Below are 16,297 nucleotides of genomic sequence, written 5' to 3'. Positions count from 1 at the left end.
TTTTACCTATAGGAGCATTCCCCTAGAGAACCCCATAACTCTAGTTTTCAAGGTGCGTTCATCGGTTGATGACTGGGTTTTTTAAGCGGTTGCTTACCCGGCCCCCTATTCTTAATATCATACATCAGATCAAGTCGCCCTCAAAGGGCGAGGCTTTAAACCCAATTTTTTGGTAATATGTCAATTGACTGGCAAGATGGGCATGAGCAAGTTAACCCCTTTGGCTGTTAACCGTCCCGTCAAGCTGCTCTAGGGTAAAGATAATCCTATCGCTACCATGAAACTAATTATCGGGGGACGTTACCAGGTTATTAAACCTCTAAGTCAAGGGGCTTTCGGTCAAACTTTTTTAGCCCAAGATAACTATCGCCCCGGCCGTCCTCAATGTGTGGTCAAACAGTTAATCCCCCAAGTGGTTAACGAAGTTACTATAGGATTATTTGAGAGTGAGGCCAGAGCTTTAGAAAAACTCGGCCATCATCCTCAAATACCGCAATTTTTCGCCAGTTTTCAGGAAAATAAGTCTTTTTATATCGTTCAAGAATTTATCGATGGTCACGATCTTAGTCAGGAAATCTCTAAGGGTAAGCGTTTAGAAGAGAGTCAGGTAATTCGGTTATTAAAAGATATCTTGGAAGTTCTCGCTTTTGTCCATCAAAATAACATTATTCACCGAGATATCAAACCCCATAATATTATCCGTCGCCAAGAGGGCAAGCTAGTTTTAATCGACTTTGGCGGAGTCAAACAAGTGGGGACTCAATGGCTAAAAGCAAAACAGACCAGTGTGTCCATTGGGATTGGCACCCCTGGCTATATGCCTAGTGAACAGGCGCAAAATAAACCGCGATTGTCTAGCGATGTCTATGCCGTGGGAATCATCGCTATTCAAGCCTTGACTGGTCTCAAACCGACGCAATTTCCCGAAGATGCCGAAACCGGAGAAATCGCTTGGCGCGATCAGGCCGATGTTAGAGATGATCTAGCAGTTATTATCGATAAAATGACCCGTTATGACTGGCGCCAACGCTTTCCCTCGGCAGCAGAAGTTTTAGATGCCATAAAAGAGTTACTGCAATTGCGTCAGCAACAAGCTTTAGTGCGGGAAATTTCAGCAGAGGAGTTGTTTTATCGCGGTAACGCGCATCTCGATTTGGGGCAGCATCGCGAAGCAGTTCAATTGTATCAGCAGTCCCTGCGGAAAAAGCCCAATTTTGTCAATGCCTGGTATAATCGCGGTCTGGCCTTGCAACGATTAGGGCGTTTTCCTGAAGCTTTAGGGTCTTTTAATCAGGTAATTCAATTAGAGACTAATAATGCTCGGGCTTGGTTTTATCGCGGCATCGCTTTAGCTAATTTACGACAAATCAGTGATGCGATCGCATCTTTGGATAAGGCGATTCAACTGCAGCCAGATTATCTGGAAGCATGGCATTACAAAGGCATGATTTTCTGTCGGATGCAACGTTATGCCGAAGGTATAGCGGCTTATAATCAGGCCCTGGCCATTAAATCCGATGCTAATGTTTGGTTTAGCAAAGGCGAAGCTTTACGGGAATTAGAACGACTCAGTGAAGCGGTCGCCGCTTATAATAAGGCTTTACAGTTACAATCCCAAAAGGCTGAGGCATGGTATCAACGGGGTTGTTGTCTCTACAAGTTAAAATGTTTCTCGGAAGCAGTGGTTTCTTTTAACCAAACCCTACAACTAGAGCCTAGCCATCAATTCGCTCTCCAACAACGGAATTTAGCCCTTAATCACCTGAAATTGTAGGCAGCGAGCCAGCATTTTGGGGGATTAATCCTGTTCCTCTAGCCATTTTTGCCAGATATCCGGACGACGTTCCTTAGTGCGATCGAGTTGTTGTTGATAGCGCCAATCAGCGATATCCTGATGATTACCCGATCGCAAAACCGGCGGCACTTGCCAACCGCGAAAGACCGGCGGCCGGGTATATTGGGGATAATCCAATAAACCTGCCTCAAAACTCTCCAATTTCAACGATTCTGCCTTACCTACCGTCCCAGGTAACAACCGCGTCACCCCGTTAATAATCGCTAAAGCAGGGATTTCCCCACAAGTTAGGACAAAATCCCCTAAAGATACCTCTCTAGTCACCAAATGCTCACAAACCCGCTCATCTACCCCTTCATAATGGCCACAGATGAGAATTAACTGCTGATAACTACCGGCCCAAGTTTTCAGTAAAGCTTGATGGAGAGGTTCCCCCTGGGGAGTCATCAGCACGATCTCCCGGGGTGGTAAAATTTCTAAAGACTCGATCGCCTCAAAAATTGGCTCTGGTTTTAATAACATTCCCACACCACCACCATAGGGTTCATCATCGACACGACGGTGTTTATCGTGGGCAAAATCCCGGAGATTGACCAAATTTACCCTAGCGATGTCGCGTTCGAGAGCTTTTGCCAACAACCCCGACTGCAGCGGTGAAGTAAAAAAATCGGGAAAGAGAGTAATAATGTCAAACTGCACGGGGAAAATTAAGGCCTAGACTGGGATAGTGTTTAATGTATCATTTTGTCACGGTTCGATCGGTTAAAATCTTGCTAATTTGGCGCTAGTCTATCTCGATAACATGATAGACTATGCTGTACTGTCTAGGGGTTTTTCTGGCTCTAGCTTGAGTGATCGAAGTCTAGCCTAGACTTAAAGTTAACTAACAGTCCGTCATTGCCAGTGGATCGAAGAAAATTGCTAAAATCGCCTCTACTATTGCTTGATGTCCCGAAAAATATTCCTAAACCGCATTTTTTTCCGTCAACCGTTCAGGGAAAATAACATTAAAATACTTGTCCATCTTCCCGAAAAACCTTCCATCCCTAAAAATGTCTATTCGTTCAGTGACATGATCATCGAGCTAGAAACCCAACACCACGAAAATCCTACCCCCATATCTCTCAAAACGGCGATTTTAGTCATTGGTGGTGCCGAGGATAAAGTCCACGGTAAAGAGATACTGCACACCTTTTGGAATCGCGCCGGGGGTAGCGAAGCAGTGATCGCTATTGTTCCCTCCGCTTCCAGAGAACCGGTTTTAATCGGCGATCGCTATCAGAAGATTTTCGAGGAAATGGGGGCAAAATACGTCAAAGTTATCGATATTCGCGATCGTGTACAGGGAGAAGACCCCCAATTCCAGGCCTACATCGAAGAGTGTACAGGTGTATTTATGACCGGAGGCGACCAGCTGCGTTTATGCGGTTTGCTCTCCGATACTCCCCTGATGGAAAGAATCAGACAAAGAGTGCAACAGGGAGAACTCACCCTGGCCGGAACTAGCGCCGGGGCTGCCGTTATGGGTCATCACATGATTGCTGGGGGCAGCAGCGGGGAAGCACCCAATCGCGCCCTAGTGGATATGGCCATGGGATTAGGTCTGATTCCTGAAGTCATTGTCGATCAACACTTCCACAATCGCAACCGCATGGCTCGGTTAATGAGCGCTATCTCCGGTTATCCCGAACGTTTAGGAATTGGCATCGATGAGGATACCTGCGCTATGTTTGAACGGGATGGCACGATGACGGTAATCGGCTGCGGTACAGTGACGGTAATTGATGCCAGGGCAATGTCCCACACCAACCACCATCACGTCACCGCTAACGAACCCCTGAGTCTGCATAATCTGCGGGTACATATTCTTGCCTACGGTGATGGCTATCATCTCAAAAAACAGCAAGTGATCGCTAAATTGGGTTAAAAAAACTCCTGAAAAACTGTTCACGATGAACAGTTTACTAATCTCGGAAAACCAGACAATAAACAACGCCTTCTTTGTGCTTCTCAACAGCGAACATCAGCTATATCATGAAAATTCTCAGAACCCAAACCCTGCGCGGTCCCAACTACTGGAGTATTCGTCGCGACAAGCTCATTGTTATGCGTCTGGATCTCGAAGATCTCGCAGAGAAGCCATCGAATGAAATCCCAGGCTTTTACGAGGGATTAATCGACGTTCTGCCCAGTTTAGTCGAACATTACTGCTCCCCCGGTTATCGCGGCGGTTTCTTTGAACGAGTCCGCACTGGTACTTATATGGGCCATATTATCGAACATATCGCCCTAGAATTGCAGGAACTGGCGGGAACTCCCGTCGGGTTTGGTCGCACTAGAGCCACCTCCACCCCCGGAGTCTATAACGTGGTGTTTGAGTACGTTGACGAGCAAGCGGGACGTTATGCGGGTCGGGCTGCCGTGCGTTTGTGTCAATCAATTGTCGATACGGGAACCTATCCTCAGGAAGAATTGGCCCAGGATTTAGCCGATTTACGCGATTTATGCAATAATGCTGCCCTTGGTCCGAGTACCGAAACCATCGTCAAAGAAGCACAAGCTAGAAATATTCCTTGGTTACTCCTGAGCGCTCGTTCCATGGTGCAGTTGGGCTATGGCGTTCACCAAAAGCGCATTCAAGCCACTTTAAGCAGTTTTTCGGGGATTTTAGCCGTTGAGTTGGCCTGTGACAAGGAAGGCACGAAAACTATCCTCAAGGATGGTGGCATTCCCGTCCCCCGGGGTACGGTGATTCAATACTTGGATGAATTGTCAGCGGCAATCGAGGAAGTGGGAGGATTTCCCATCGTGATTAAACCCCTCGATGGCAACCACGGCCGGGGCATCAGCATCGATGTTAAAAATCAACAGGAAGCAGAGGAAGCCTATGATATAGCCAGTGCCGCCTCGAAAACCCGCAGCGTGATCGTAGAAAGGTACTATAAAGGCAGTGATCACCGAATTTTAGTCATCAATGGCAAAGTTGCCGCCGTGGCCGAACGGATCCCCGCTCACGTCGTCGGTGATGGGCGCTCAACTGTAGAAGAATTAATCGAAATTACTAATCAGGATCCCAACCGGGGTGACGGTCATGCCAACGTTTTAACTAAAATAACCATTGACAAAACCGCCCTTAATGTGCTAGGAAAACAGGGCTATGAATTAACCAGCATTTTACCCCAAGGAGCGATCGCCTATCTGCGGGCCACCGCTAATTTAAGCACCGGCGGCATCGCCGTGGATCGTACCGACGAAATTCACCCCGAAAACGTCTGGATCGCCCAAAGAGTGGCAAAATTAATCGGTTTGGACATTGCCGGTATCGATGTGGTGACAGATGATATCCGCAAACCCCTGAAAGAAGTGGACGGGGTGATCGTAGAAGTCAACGCCGCCCCCGGTTTTCGGATGCACGTCGCCCCTAGTCGCGGTTTACCTCGCAATATCGCCGCCCCAGTTATCGATATGTTATTCCCCCCCGGGACTCCCAGTCGCGTGCCAATTCTGGCGATTACGGGAACTAACGGCAAAACCACCACTAGCCGCTTAATTTCTCATATTTGCCGACAAACAGGGAAAGTAGTCGGATTTACCACGACGGACGGCGTATATATCGATGATTATCTGGTAGAAAAGGGCGATAACACCGGTCCTTACAGTGCCAGTATGATTTTGAAGGATCCCACGGTGGAGATTGCCGTGTTAGAAACGGCCCGGGGTGGTATCCTGCGATCGGGTTTAGCTTTTAATCAATGTGATGTGGGGGTGGTGTTAAATGTGGCCGCCGACCATTTGGGTATCGGTGATATCGACACCATCGAACAGATGGCGAAGGTAAAAAGCGTTGTGGCCGAGGTGGTTAGCGCCGAGGGTTACGCGGTTTTAAATGCCGATGACCCCTTGACCGTTAGTATGGCCGAAAAAGTCAAGGGAAGAGTGGCTTATTTTTCCATGAGTCCCGATAACCCGATTATTCACGACCATATCCGTCGCGGTGGCATGGCCGCCATTTATGAGAATGGCTATCTGTCGATTCTAGAGGGAGAATGGACGCTGAGAATCGAGGAAGCGGTCAATATTCCCGTGACTATGCAGGGAATGGCTCCTTTTATGATTGCTAACGCCCTGGCCGCCTGTTTAGCGACTTTTGTGCAGGGTATCGATATCGAGTTAATTCGCCAAGGGGTGCGGACCTTTAAACCTTCCGTCGCCCAGACCCCCGGCAGGATGAACCTGTTTGACTTGGGACACCATCACGCTTTAATCGATTATGCCCATAATCCCGCCGGATACGAAGCCGTCGGCGGTTTTGTCGGCAATTGGTCCGGGGAAAAAGTCGGCGTGGTCGGGGGACCTGGCGATCGACGCGATGATGATTTAATTTTATTAGGGAAATTATCGGCGCTTATGTTCGATCGAATTATTGTTAAGGAAGATAACGATACTCGCGGTCGCCGCCGGGGGGAAGTGGCGGATTTAATTCTCAGGGGAATTAGCCAAGAAAATGCCAGTTTGCGTCCGGAAGTTATTCTCGATGAAACGGAAGCTTTAGAGAAGGCTTTAAGCACGGTTTCCGAGGGTGGTTTAGTGGTAATTTTCCCGGAAAGTGTCACCCAGGCGATCGATTTGATCGAGAAACATCGACCCCTGACCGATAATCAGGGTTAGAAGTTGGGAAAAATAGCTAGAAAATAAAGTAGTGCCAATTGTTACTGAGTACGATGGTTTAATCAAAATCAGCCGAAATCCCTATTATGAGACTCGGCTTGGTTCCGCTTATTTGGGTAATAGCCTGACACTGATGGGGGAGTTGCCGGATGAGAGTGTCGATTTGATTTGTACTTCCCCACCTTTTGCCTTAGTAAGAAAAAAAGAGTATGGCAATGTGGACGCTGATGATTACGTTGAATGGTTTAAAATATTTGCCGGTGAATTTTATCGTATTCTCAAGCCCAAAGGCTCCCTAGTTATAGATATTGGTGGTAGTTGGCTTAAAGGTTTTCCCGTGCGTTCTCTGTATCATTTCGAGTTAGTTATAGAACTTTGTAAACCGAGATTAGAAGGTGGACTAGGTTTTTTTCTCGCCCAAGAACTTTTTTGGTATAATCCAGCCAAACTTCCTACCCCCGCAGAATGGGTGACAGTCAGGAGGGAACGAGTCAAGGATGCTGTCAATACCGTTTGGTGGTTATCGAAGGAGCCGCACCCGAAAGCAAACAACAAGAGAGTTTTACGGCCTTATAGCGAGGCAATGAAAAACCTGATTAAAAATGGCTATGAGGCAAAACTGCGTCCGTCAGGACATGATATTTCTACTAAATTTCAGAATGACCGAGGAGGAGCTATTCCCCCAAATATTATTACTGATTCTATTCAGGAAAGAGGCGCCTCTATAGGTAGTCCAGTCCTAGGAGAGTTCAACTGGATTTTAGAGAATGATTTAGGGCAGCCAGTAAATGTTATATCTGCTTCTAACACGGCATCTAATGATTACTATCAAAGAAGATGTAAGGAAGAAGGGGTGAAACCCCATCCTGCTAGATTTCCGCAAGCTTTACCCGAATTTGTTATTAGTCTCTGTACTGAGCCTGGTGATTTAGTTCTCGATCCTTTTGCTGGTTCAAACATGACAGGACGAGTAGCTGAAACCCTTGAGCGTCGTTGGTTAGCGTTTGAATTAAATGAAGATTATATGATAGCGTCGCAGTTTCGATTTGAACAAGATGCTCCTTTGGTCGTAGCTCCTATAAAGGATAGAAAAACTCTTAAAGCACGAGCCTTAGAACTGGCTAATGATTGTCTTGACAAAAGCTTGACCATGGATACTCAAAAACCTTTTGTTCAGTTAGATTTGTTTCCTGCCAGCGATGATAGTATGACAGACAAAAAAATCATCAGATTTACCTACGGCGACCAGTTTTCTCCTAAGCAATTTCAAGTATCTGAATTAGTACAACTTTGTTCTGATTGTCTTCCTGATCGTCGGGTGCTTCAGGATGAGATTGCTAAACGTTATTATGCCGGCTATTCCAGCCAAAATGCTCTCCAGAAAGGAGAGAATCGCGGCAAACTTGCCATGAATACATTTCTTTCCCTTCGTGCTTATAAGTTGGTTGAATCAATTGATGGTGATGATTGGCAGTATCGACTCACGGATATCGCTAATGAAATATTAGACAATCAACAAGATAGTGAGACAGTTTTCACAATTTTTGCTCGCCATATTCTTGTTAACCTAACTGGAATGTCCCTAATAAAAGCGATAGAAGCAATTAATAGCAGGGGAGATAAACCCCAGCTAGAAATCATCGCTTACGAACTTCAAGAAATGGGGTATTCACTCTCGACCAATTGTACTTATGTTAGTACGATGAGACAATGGTTACAAGAAGCTAAAGTCCTAGAGAAAAGTTATGAGATTAACTGGGATCGAGTCTATGATCTATTGGAACTCGATCAAGACTATATTGACGAGCTTTATACTCTTAGTTCCGAACAAAAATATTTTTTACTGGCTATGCTTCAGATGGCGATTACTGAGCTAACCGAGTGGAATAAAATTACCAGATACGCCACCAGTGTTTATAAAATACGATTCCCCTCGAAATCTTTTGTTCAGGATATTATTCAACCTTTAGTAAAAGTCGGCTTAATTGCAACTGAGAAAACGACTGGTGGACGAGGAGCGAAACCTAATCTTGTCAAGCTTACCGAGAAATCACAGATGGAACTGTTATCTAGATTATTACAATCTATATCCGATATTACAGAAATCTCCCAAACCGAGCTAAATCGAAGTTTTGAAGATGTTGTTAATGACCTAGATAATCCCGACAAACATATTAAAGGTAAAGCTCTTGAACTGCTGGCGATTTGGATGATTCGTCTAACCAGTCTTAGATTCACAAAATGGCGGAAAAGAGACTATGAAACTGGACAGGGTGAAGTAGATGTTCTGGCAGCATCAGACCGCTTTGTTGATCATCGTTGGCAAATTCAGTGTAAAAATACAAAGCGAGTAGATGTAGAAGTATTAGCCAAAGAAGTTGGTATGACCTTCGTAACAGGGTCTGACGTAGTTATGATTGTGACTACTGGTGAATTTACTAGAGACGCTTTTCAGTATGCTTATCGAATGATGGAAGTATCGAGATACTATATGGTGTTGATACAAAAAGAAGACATTGATGCAATTAAACAAGATAGAACCAATATTATCAAAATTCTTGATCGTCGTGCAAGGCGCGTGTTCGCCAAGAAAGAGTTGGGCTTAACTGATGATACAATTGATGAGATAGAAATTGAAGATAATTCACTGGCAGAGTCATTGGAAGTCTCCGGAGAGGAATAAAATTCCAGAAAATATTCAGCTTGGCATCAGTTAACGATTTTTAAAAGCTTCGATCGCCGCCGGCAAAGTATAGCTATCTCACCATTGAGATAACTGCTGTAGCTACAGGTCGATCGCTAACTGTTTACTCTCATCTTAACCAAATTCTTAAATCTTACTGAAATCGTCTAAAACTGACTGAAAGTGTCGGCTAATTTATCAGCAATTCCCTCGATCCAAATTTCATCTTGTTTAGTATAACTGCGCGGCGCATTTGCCGCCAAAATTAACACCCCTTCCTTACCGATGGGTTGACAGATTAAGCCTTGGGTGTTTTCTGGCAAATAGTCAAACTCGATTTTAGCGGGATATAAATTTAAATTAACTAAATAAACGGCCTTACCCGTTTCTAAAACTCTTTTGATAATATTACTAACTTTAACTTCAGAATTCTGGCTTAAGATACCGCGACGTAATAAAACTTTTCCCCGATAATAAACGATCAGAGATTTTGTCACGGTGTTGGTTAAAAGTAAATGGGAGGCCCAAGCAAGCTCAATTTTAACCGGTTCTGGCAAATCTGGGGCAAATTCCAGGCCTTCGCGCCCGATTAATTCCACAGCATCCGGTAAGCGGGGTTGAACTCTTTGCCAGATTAAACCCACCAAAATTAAAACCCCACTCAAAATCACTCCCATCACATCGGAACGCGCTTGCGATGGGGTTAAATCGGCAGTGGCAAAACGATTAAACATTAATACCGTACCCCCGACGATGCCGGCGAACAGGGGTAACAGTCTTAAAATACGATTGGGATCAGCTTGTGCCATAGCTGAGAACTATTCCTCGTCTGGTTCTAGAATACGTTGAAAAAGATAGCCTGTACCTCTAGCGGTGAGAATTAACTCAGGATTGCTGGGATCATCCTCTAATTTAGCTCGTAAACGGGAAATATGCACATCTACCACCCGCGTATCCACATGACGTTCGGGGGTATAACCCCAAACTTCCTGAAGGATTTCCGAGCGCGAAAAAGCTTCTCCCGATCGACTGACCAATAATTCTAGTAAACTAAATTCCATACCGGTCAGACGGATGCGTTCATCCCCCTTATAAACTTGGCGTTTATTGGTATCGATTTTAATTGAACCGATATGAATCACACCAGAACTGGGAATCCCCGGGGCGCCATTTTTCTCTACCCGACGCAACACCGAACGAATCCGCGCTTCGAGTTCTTTGGGAGAAAAAGGTTTAACTACATAGTCATCCGCGCCCAATTCTAGCCCGGTAATTCGATCGGCCACATCCCCCAAAGCCGTTAACATAATGATAGGAATATCCGATTCTTTGCGGAGTTCCTGACAGACACCGTAACCGTCTAATTTCGGCATCATCACATCCAAAACCACTAAATCGGGTTCGGCGGTGCGGAAGGTTTCTAAAGCTTCCTCTCCGTCGGCGGCGGTGACGACTTCATAACCAATCATCGACAAACGAGTCTCTAAGATACGACGGATGCTGGCTTCATCATCAACAACGAGAATTTTTTCCTTCTGGTTCTCCAACTGAATTAACACTCCTTAGTTAAATAGTGTGATGAATTTTAAAGTTAAATAACGAGCGTTCCTGTTTATAGAATATCCTTTTGCCGTTATCATTAAGCCTAAATTTCCTATTTTATTTCTTTTATGGCAATTATCAATAACTTTAGGGTCTTGCTTCCCCTATATCATACTTAATTAAATTTGACAAGAGAATTAATCCCCAAACCACTTTTCTTCAACTTTTCTTAAAAAACATGGCGAAATCGCGAACAATATATATCTGTAGTGCTTGTGGGGCGGAATCTCCCCAATGGTTGGGAAAATGCCCCAGTTGTGACACCTACGGGACGCTAGAAGAACAAGTGGTAGCTGGTGGCAATAATCCGGCGGTAAATCGCCCAGGATGGCAAAATAGTCGCTCAAATAACGGCAAAGGGCAACGCAACCCCCAACCGCGCATCTCGGTTCGCTTCTCGGAAATTACCCAGTATGAACAGGAACGTTTTCCCTCCGGTTACGGGGAATTTGATCGCGTCCTCGGTGGTGGCATCGTCCCCGGTTCTCTTGTACTAATCGGCGGCGATCCGGGTATCGGCAAATCGACGCTTTTACTGCAAGTTACCAACCAACTCGCCCAAAGATTACCGCGCATCCTCTACGTTTCCGCCGAAGAATCGGGACAACAGATTAAACTGCGGGCTGCCCGTTTGGGGGTGGGAGTGGTTGCCGTGGAGTCGGAAAATAATGGCAATGGCAAGGAGAAAAAAGCCTCCGAATCAATCGCAGAACTCGATAATCATCTCTATGTTCTGCCAGAAACCGATTTAGAGGAAATTTTGCGAGAATTAGAATCTCTACGCCCACAGGTGGCGGTAATTGACAGTATTCAAACTCTTTATTTTGGGGCGTTAACTTCCGCACCGGGATCTGTCGCCCAAGTTCGCGAATGTACCTCCGCCTTGATGCAGGTGGCAAAACGGGAGAATATTACTTTATTAATTGTCGGTCATGTGACTAAAGAAGGGGCGATCGCCGGTCCGCGAGTTTTGGAACATTTGGTCGATACGGTGTTATATTTTGAAGGCGATCGCTATGCCTCCCATCGTCTCTTAAGATCCGTGAAAAACCGTTTTGGGGCAACCCATGAGATCGGTATTTTCGAGATGGTGGATCACGGTTTGGTGGAAGTGGAAAACCCCTCAGAATTGTTTTTAGGCAATCGCGACGAATTTTCCCCCGGTACGGCGACGGTGGTAGCCTGTGAAGGTACACGCCCGATTGTGGTGGAGTTACAGGCATTAGTTAGCCCCACCAGCTACGCTTCCCCGCGAAGATCGACCACGGGCATAGAATACAACCGATTACAGCAAATTCTCGCCGTTTTAGAAAAGCGCGTCGGCATTCCTTTATCGAAATTAGATGCCTATGTTGCCTCCGCAGGAGGGTTGGGAGTGGAAGAACCGGCGGCGGATCTGGGAGTTGCGATCGCTGTTGTCGCCAGTTTTCGCGATCGAGTCGTGGATCCGCGCACAGTCTTAATCGGGGAAGTGGGATTAGGCGGACAAGTGCGCCTAGTGTCGCAAATGGAACTAAGATTAAAAGAAGCGGCTAAATTGGGCTTTAAACGGGCGATTGTCCCTAGAGGTCAAGTTTATCCCGAAGATGTGGGCTTAGAAATTGTTCCAGTCGGCAAGGTAATCGAGGCAATTGTCGCCGCAATCCCCCCCCAGCAGCGCTTTGGGGAAGATATAGAAGAGGAGGAAGGGGAAGGGCAAGAATAACGGTACAATGCTAAAAAAGATTAAATTACTTGGGAGATTTTCACCATGTCTGTGTTAGCTGTTGCTGCTTTGGCGGGTTATCTGATCGTTTTTAGCGGAATTGCCCTCGGTCTCTTTTTCGGTCTGCGCGCCGCTAAAATTATCTAGTATATAAACAGTAAAAAAGCTTTAGTGATCGGTTTAACTGGTCACTATTGCCAATTCTAGGGGAGATAAAAAATGACTGTTATTCTAGACTTAAAAACTCTCTACGAAATTGATGATTCTCTCTGGTTAGAAGAAACTATCGAACTGCTCAAGGCGAAAAATTTTGACGCTTTAGATTTAGAAAACTTGATCGAGGAGTTAGAAGACTTGGGAAACGAGAAAAAGTTTCGTGTTGCTAGTTTTTTACAGCAAATTATTAGACATTGTTTATTATTACAATTTTGGACAAGTGAAAGAGAATATAATCAGGCTCATTGGCGTTCAGAAATTATCAATTTTAAAGATGAACTTAATACTTATTTGACGACTAATTTAAGAAATTATCTAGAACATAATTTGGCAACTATTTATGAAAAAGCCCTTCGCTATCTTCGTCAAAAAACCGATAATAAAGTCAACTTTCCTGATACTTGTCCCTACAGTTTAGAAGAACTGCTCGCTCCTAATTGGCTACCACCTTACGAATAAAGGAGATGATAATGACTGTTATTCCCGACTTAAAAACTCTCTACGAGATTGATGATTCCCTCTGGTTGGAAGAAACCATCAAACTCTTAAAAACAAAAAAATTTGACGCTTTAGATTTAGACAATTTAATCGAGGAATTAGAAGACTTGGGAAACGAGAAAAAGTTTCGTGTTGCTAGTTTTTTACAGCAAATTATTAGACATTGTTTATTATTACAATTTTGGACAAGTGAAAGAAAATATAATCAGGCTCATTGGCAAGCAGAGATAGTCAGTTTTCAATATCAGTTAAAGCGCTATTTAACTACAAATCTTCGCAAATATCTAGAACAGGAATTTGAGCAAATTTACTTTGAGTCCGTGCGATATGTTCGTCAAAAAACCGATAATAAAGTCAACTTTCCCGATACTTGTCCCTACAGTTTAGAAGAACTTCTCGATCCCAATTGGCTACCACCTTACGAATAAAGGAGATGATAATGACTGTTATTCCCGACTTAAAAACTCTCTACGAGATTGATGATTCCCTCTGGTTGGAAGAAACTATCGAACTCTTGAAAGCGAGAAGATTTGACGCTTTAGATTTAGAAAACTTAATCGAGGAATTAGAAGACTTGGGAAACGAAAAAAAGTTTCGTGTTGCCAGTTTATTAGAGCAAATTATTAGACATTTTTTACTCCTACAGTTTTGGACAGAGGCAAGAGCATATAATCAGGATCACTGGGAGTTAGAAATAGTCAACTTTCAAATTCAGCTAAAAAGACGCTTAACCACCAATCTCCGTAATTATTTACAAAATGAATTAACTAACATTTATGAAGATGCAGTTTTCTTTGTGCGGAAAAAGACAAAAAATAAAGTTACTTTCCCTAATACTTGTCCCTACAGTTTAGAAGAACTTCTCGATCCCAATTGGCTACCACCATACGAATAAAGGAGATAAAAAATGACTGTTATTCCCGACTTAAAAACTCTCTACGAGATTGATGATTCCCTCTGGTTGGAAGAAACTATCGAACTCTTAAAAGCGAGAAGATTTGACGCTTTAGATTTAGACAATTTAATCGAGGAATTAGAAGACTTGGGAAACGAAAAAAAGTTTCGTGTTGCTAGTTTTTTACAGCAAATTATTCGTCATGCTTTGTTACTGCAATTTTGGACAAGGGAAAGAGAATATAATCAAAGTCATTGGGAATCAGAACTGGTAAATTTTCAAGATCAATTAAATACCTACCTAACGGCAAGTTTACGGAAATATTTAGAACAAGAATTTGATAATATTTATCAGAAGGCAATCCGTTATGTGAGAAAAAAGACAAAAAATCAAGTGACTTTCCCTAATACTTGTCCCTACAGTTTAGAAGAAATTCTCGATCCCAATTGGCTACCACCTTACGAATAAAGGAGATGATAATGACTGTTATTCCCGACTTAAAAACTCTCTACGAGATTGATGATTCCCTCTGGTTGGAAGAAACCATAGAACTGCTCAAGGCTAAAAGATTTGACGCTTTAGATTTAGATAATTTAATCGAGGAGTTAGAAGATTTGGGAAACGAAAAAAAGTTTCGTGTTGCTAGTTTATTAGAGCAAATTATTAGACATTATTTACTGCTACAATTTTGGACAGTCAAGAGAAAATATAATCCTAGTCATTGGCGTTCAGAAATCGTCAATTTCAAAAACCAGATCGACACTTATTTAACTACTAATCTCCGCAATTATCTCACTCAAGAATTACCTCGTATTTACCAGAAAGCTTTAAATTATGTTAGAGAAAAAACCGATAATCAAGTTAGTTTTCCTGGGGAATGTCCCTACAGTTTAGAAAATCTTCTTGATCTCGATTGGTTCCCCCCAGAAAATGAATAAAGGAAAAAATGAAATGCTGAAAAAGTTTCTACGTTGGCTGATTATTGGGGGAACCTTATTTTTTGTTCTCAGCAATCTTAAAAATAACTGGGATAACGTCACCTCAGTTAGAATTGAAAATCATGGTTGGTTATTTCTTTTCTTGGCACTTGTAACCACTGTTATCGCTCAAATTTGGGCAGGATGGGTGTGGACATGGATACTCAAAAGCTATCAACAACCGATTAAAACCTCCACAGGAATTGGCATCTATATGATTACCAATTTAGGAAAATATCTACCCGGTAATATCGGTCACTTTTATGCTCGCATCGTGGCAATTAATAAAGCAGGAAGTGATTGGGGAACCGCTAGTTTAAGCGTTTTATTAGAACTTTTATTGCTGGTGTGTGCAGCCTTAGCTATAGCAGTAATTGGTAGTGGTTTAGGTTGGATGAAATCTAGCTCAAGTCTAGGGATACAGATATTAGTTTTAGGATTAATTTTAATCAGCATTCATCCCAAATTTTTAAATTATCCTCTGAAAATCCTTAGCCAAAAGAAAAAGATTGCTCAAGAACCTGTTTATCTAACTAAATATCCTCTTGTACCTCTCCTGGGTGAAACTGGATTTTTATTGTGGCGCGGTGCGGGTTTTATTTTAGCTTGGATGGTGTTAAAAATGATTACCACCGCTCAGATTTTACCCCTCTTAGGAACCTTTAGTTTTGCTTGGTTATTGGGTTTAGTTGTCCCCGGAGCGCCGGGGGGATTAGGAGTGTTTGAAGCTACAGTGATCGCACTTTTAGACACAGAAAACTTTCCCGCCGCTAACGTACTTATCACCGTTGCTATCTATCGTTTAATTAGCATTCTCTCCGAAGTCATTGCCGCCGGAATCGGGACAAAATTAGTTAAAGATAAAGCCAAGTTTTTTGGTTAGCTTAAGGATATTATACTAAATCTGGTTATTAAAAACTGATTATCTATTGCTCCTTTTGCCTATTGCAAGAGTGCCTATTGCCTCTCCTGATATGTAGCCTATACTCAACGGATTTAGTATTAGTCGGGTGTGTTAGCCCAGTATAACGCACCCAGAAGAAAAGTTTTGATCATTGTTAAGCGGAGATAATTTTCTCAACTCCTAACATCTATCTCCTCACTCCTAAATTCTGATGTAACATAGGATCAATAATCAGCAAAAACATGGATACTCCCACCTAGAGAGGCCGAAAAAATGACGATTGCCAAAAGCGACGAAACTGCCACCTCTCCGGCACTGATAGAAGAAGATTTCGAGGACTTCTGGGAACCCCCC

Annotated in this window: 15 protein-coding genes and 1 pseudogene; 13 read left to right on the top strand and 3 right to left on the bottom strand. The window is 43.5% G+C overall.

The window, feature by feature from the left end:
- Positions 1–277: 277 nt before the first annotated feature.
- Positions 278–1,774: a serine/threonine-protein kinase gene (locus EWV68_RS04470; RefSeq protein WP_287168957.1), complete on the top strand. Its 1,497-nt coding sequence runs from the start codon at positions 278–280 to the stop codon at positions 1,772–1,774.
- A 24-nt stretch (positions 1,775–1,798) separates the two neighbouring features.
- On the opposite strand, the gene trmD is transcribed toward EWV68_RS04470, so the two are convergent.
- Positions 1,799–2,494 (bottom strand): tRNA (guanosine(37)-N1)-methyltransferase TrmD, encoded by a 696-nt coding sequence (trmD, locus tag EWV68_RS04465; RefSeq protein WP_002798887.1) that lies wholly within the window; start codon positions 2,492–2,494, stop codon positions 1,799–1,801.
- Between the two features lie 373 nt (positions 2,495–2,867).
- Between trmD and EWV68_RS04460 the strand changes: the two genes are divergently transcribed.
- From EWV68_RS04460 to EWV68_RS04450, 3 genes are all read left to right on the top strand, one after another.
- Positions 2,868–3,722: a cyanophycinase gene (locus tag EWV68_RS04460; protein WP_061433142.1), complete on the top strand. Its 855-nt coding sequence runs from the start codon at positions 2,868–2,870 to the stop codon at positions 3,720–3,722.
- A gap of 107 nt (positions 3,723–3,829) precedes the next feature.
- Entirely contained in the window at positions 3,830–6,463 is a 2,634-nt protein-coding gene (gene cphA, locus EWV68_RS04455; RefSeq protein ID WP_287168956.1) for a cyanophycin synthetase, read from the top strand.
- A 31-nt stretch (positions 6,464–6,494) separates the two neighbouring features.
- On the top strand, positions 6,495–9,146 hold the full coding sequence (locus EWV68_RS04450) for a DNA methyltransferase (protein ID WP_287168955.1): 2,652 nt from the start codon (positions 6,495–6,497) through the stop codon (positions 9,144–9,146).
- Between the two features lie 167 nt (positions 9,147–9,313).
- Here the strand turns inward: EWV68_RS04450 and EWV68_RS04445 are convergent, their stop codons facing one another.
- Together EWV68_RS04445 and rpaB are read right to left on the bottom strand one after the other, a co-directional pair.
- On the bottom strand, positions 9,314–9,955 hold the full coding sequence (locus EWV68_RS04445) for a cofactor assembly of complex C subunit B (protein WP_287168954.1): 642 nt from the start codon (positions 9,953–9,955) through the stop codon (positions 9,314–9,316).
- A gap of 9 nt (positions 9,956–9,964) precedes the next feature.
- Positions 9,965–10,693, bottom strand: coding sequence for a response regulator transcription factor RpaB (rpaB, locus tag EWV68_RS04440; protein ID WP_002781934.1), 729 nt, complete (start codon positions 10,691–10,693; stop codon positions 9,965–9,967).
- 233 nt (positions 10,694–10,926) lie between these two features.
- Between rpaB and radA the strand changes: the two genes are divergently transcribed.
- The 9 genes and pseudogenes from radA to EWV68_RS22040 all read left to right on the top strand — a co-directional run.
- On the top strand, positions 10,927–12,453 hold the full coding sequence (gene radA, locus EWV68_RS04435; protein WP_287168953.1) for a DNA repair protein RadA: 1,527 nt from the start codon (positions 10,927–10,929) through the stop codon (positions 12,451–12,453).
- Positions 12,454–12,498: 45 nt separating this feature from the next.
- Positions 12,499–12,600, top strand: a complete 102-nt coding sequence (gene petL, locus EWV68_RS04430; protein ID WP_287168951.1) for a cytochrome b6-f complex subunit PetL — start codon at positions 12,499–12,501, stop codon at positions 12,598–12,600.
- A gap of 72 nt (positions 12,601–12,672) precedes the next feature.
- A complete protein-coding gene (locus EWV68_RS04425; RefSeq protein WP_147072330.1) occupies positions 12,673–13,128 on the top strand; it encodes a DUF29 domain-containing protein in 456 nt (151 codons plus the stop codon).
- An 11-nt stretch (positions 13,129–13,139) separates the two neighbouring features.
- Positions 13,140–13,595 carry a DUF29 domain-containing protein gene (locus tag EWV68_RS04420; protein WP_287168950.1) on the top strand — a complete coding sequence of 152 codons (456 nt, stop codon included), beginning with the start codon at positions 13,140–13,142 and terminating at the stop codon, positions 13,593–13,595.
- Positions 13,596–13,606: 11 nt separating this feature from the next.
- Positions 13,607–14,062 (top strand): DUF29 domain-containing protein, encoded by a 456-nt coding sequence (locus EWV68_RS04415; RefSeq protein ID WP_287168949.1) that lies wholly within the window; start codon positions 13,607–13,609, stop codon positions 14,060–14,062.
- 12 nt (positions 14,063–14,074) lie between these two features.
- Positions 14,075–14,530, top strand: a complete 456-nt coding sequence (locus EWV68_RS04410) for a DUF29 domain-containing protein (protein ID WP_287168948.1) — start codon at positions 14,075–14,077, stop codon at positions 14,528–14,530.
- Positions 14,531–14,541: 11 nt separating this feature from the next.
- On the top strand, positions 14,542–15,000 hold the full coding sequence (locus EWV68_RS04405) for a DUF29 domain-containing protein (RefSeq protein WP_287168946.1): 459 nt from the start codon (positions 14,542–14,544) through the stop codon (positions 14,998–15,000).
- Complete coding sequence (locus tag EWV68_RS04400) at positions 14,993–15,922, top strand: lysylphosphatidylglycerol synthase transmembrane domain-containing protein (protein ID WP_287168945.1); 930 nt, start codon at positions 14,993–14,995, stop codon at positions 15,920–15,922. Before EWV68_RS04405 ends, EWV68_RS04400 begins: the two co-directional genes overlap by 8 nt.
- A 294-nt stretch (positions 15,923–16,216) precedes the next feature.
- Positions 16,217–16,297 (top strand): annotated as a pseudogene (locus tag EWV68_RS22040) (Uma2 family endonuclease); the annotation flags it as partial.

This window comes from Microcystis sp. M_QC_C_20170808_M9Col, assembly GCF_007095495.1.
Lineage (GTDB): Bacteria > Cyanobacteriota > Cyanobacteriia > Cyanobacteriales > Microcystaceae > Microcystis > Microcystis aeruginosa.
This window is presented reverse-complemented; position numbering and strand designations above follow the sequence as displayed.

Excerpts from the sequence above, each read along its gene's own strand:
- EWV68_RS04410 (WP_287168948.1), top strand. The coding sequence starts at position 14,075 with ATGACTGTTATTCCCGACTTAAAAACTCTCTACGAGATTGATGATTCC.
- EWV68_RS04460 (WP_061433142.1), top strand. The coding sequence starts at position 2,868 with ATGATCATCGAGCTAGAAACCCAACACCACGAAAATCCTACCCCCATA.
- EWV68_RS04415 (WP_287168949.1), top strand. The coding sequence starts at position 13,607 with ATGACTGTTATTCCCGACTTAAAAACTCTCTACGAGATTGATGATTCC.
- EWV68_RS04470 (WP_287168957.1), top strand. The coding sequence starts at position 278 with ATGAAACTAATTATCGGGGGACGTTACCAGGTTATTAAACCTCTAAGT.
- EWV68_RS04420 (WP_287168950.1), top strand. The coding sequence starts at position 13,140 with ATGACTGTTATTCCCGACTTAAAAACTCTCTACGAGATTGATGATTCC.
- petL (WP_287168951.1), top strand. The coding sequence starts at position 12,499 with ATGTCTGTGTTAGCTGTTGCTGCTTTGGCGGGTTATCTGATCGTTTTT.
- EWV68_RS04405 (WP_287168946.1), top strand. The coding sequence starts at position 14,542 with ATGACTGTTATTCCCGACTTAAAAACTCTCTACGAGATTGATGATTCC.
- EWV68_RS04445 (WP_287168954.1), bottom strand. The coding sequence starts at position 9,955 with ATGGCACAAGCTGATCCCAATCGTATTTTAAGACTGTTACCCCTGTTC.
- EWV68_RS04400 (WP_287168945.1), top strand. The coding sequence starts at position 14,993 with ATGAATAAAGGAAAAAATGAAATGCTGAAAAAGTTTCTACGTTGGCTG.
- cphA (WP_287168956.1), top strand. The coding sequence starts at position 3,830 with ATGAAAATTCTCAGAACCCAAACCCTGCGCGGTCCCAACTACTGGAGT.
- EWV68_RS04425 (WP_147072330.1), top strand. The coding sequence starts at position 12,673 with ATGACTGTTATTCTAGACTTAAAAACTCTCTACGAAATTGATGATTCT.
- radA (WP_287168953.1), top strand. The coding sequence starts at position 10,927 with ATGGCGAAATCGCGAACAATATATATCTGTAGTGCTTGTGGGGCGGAA.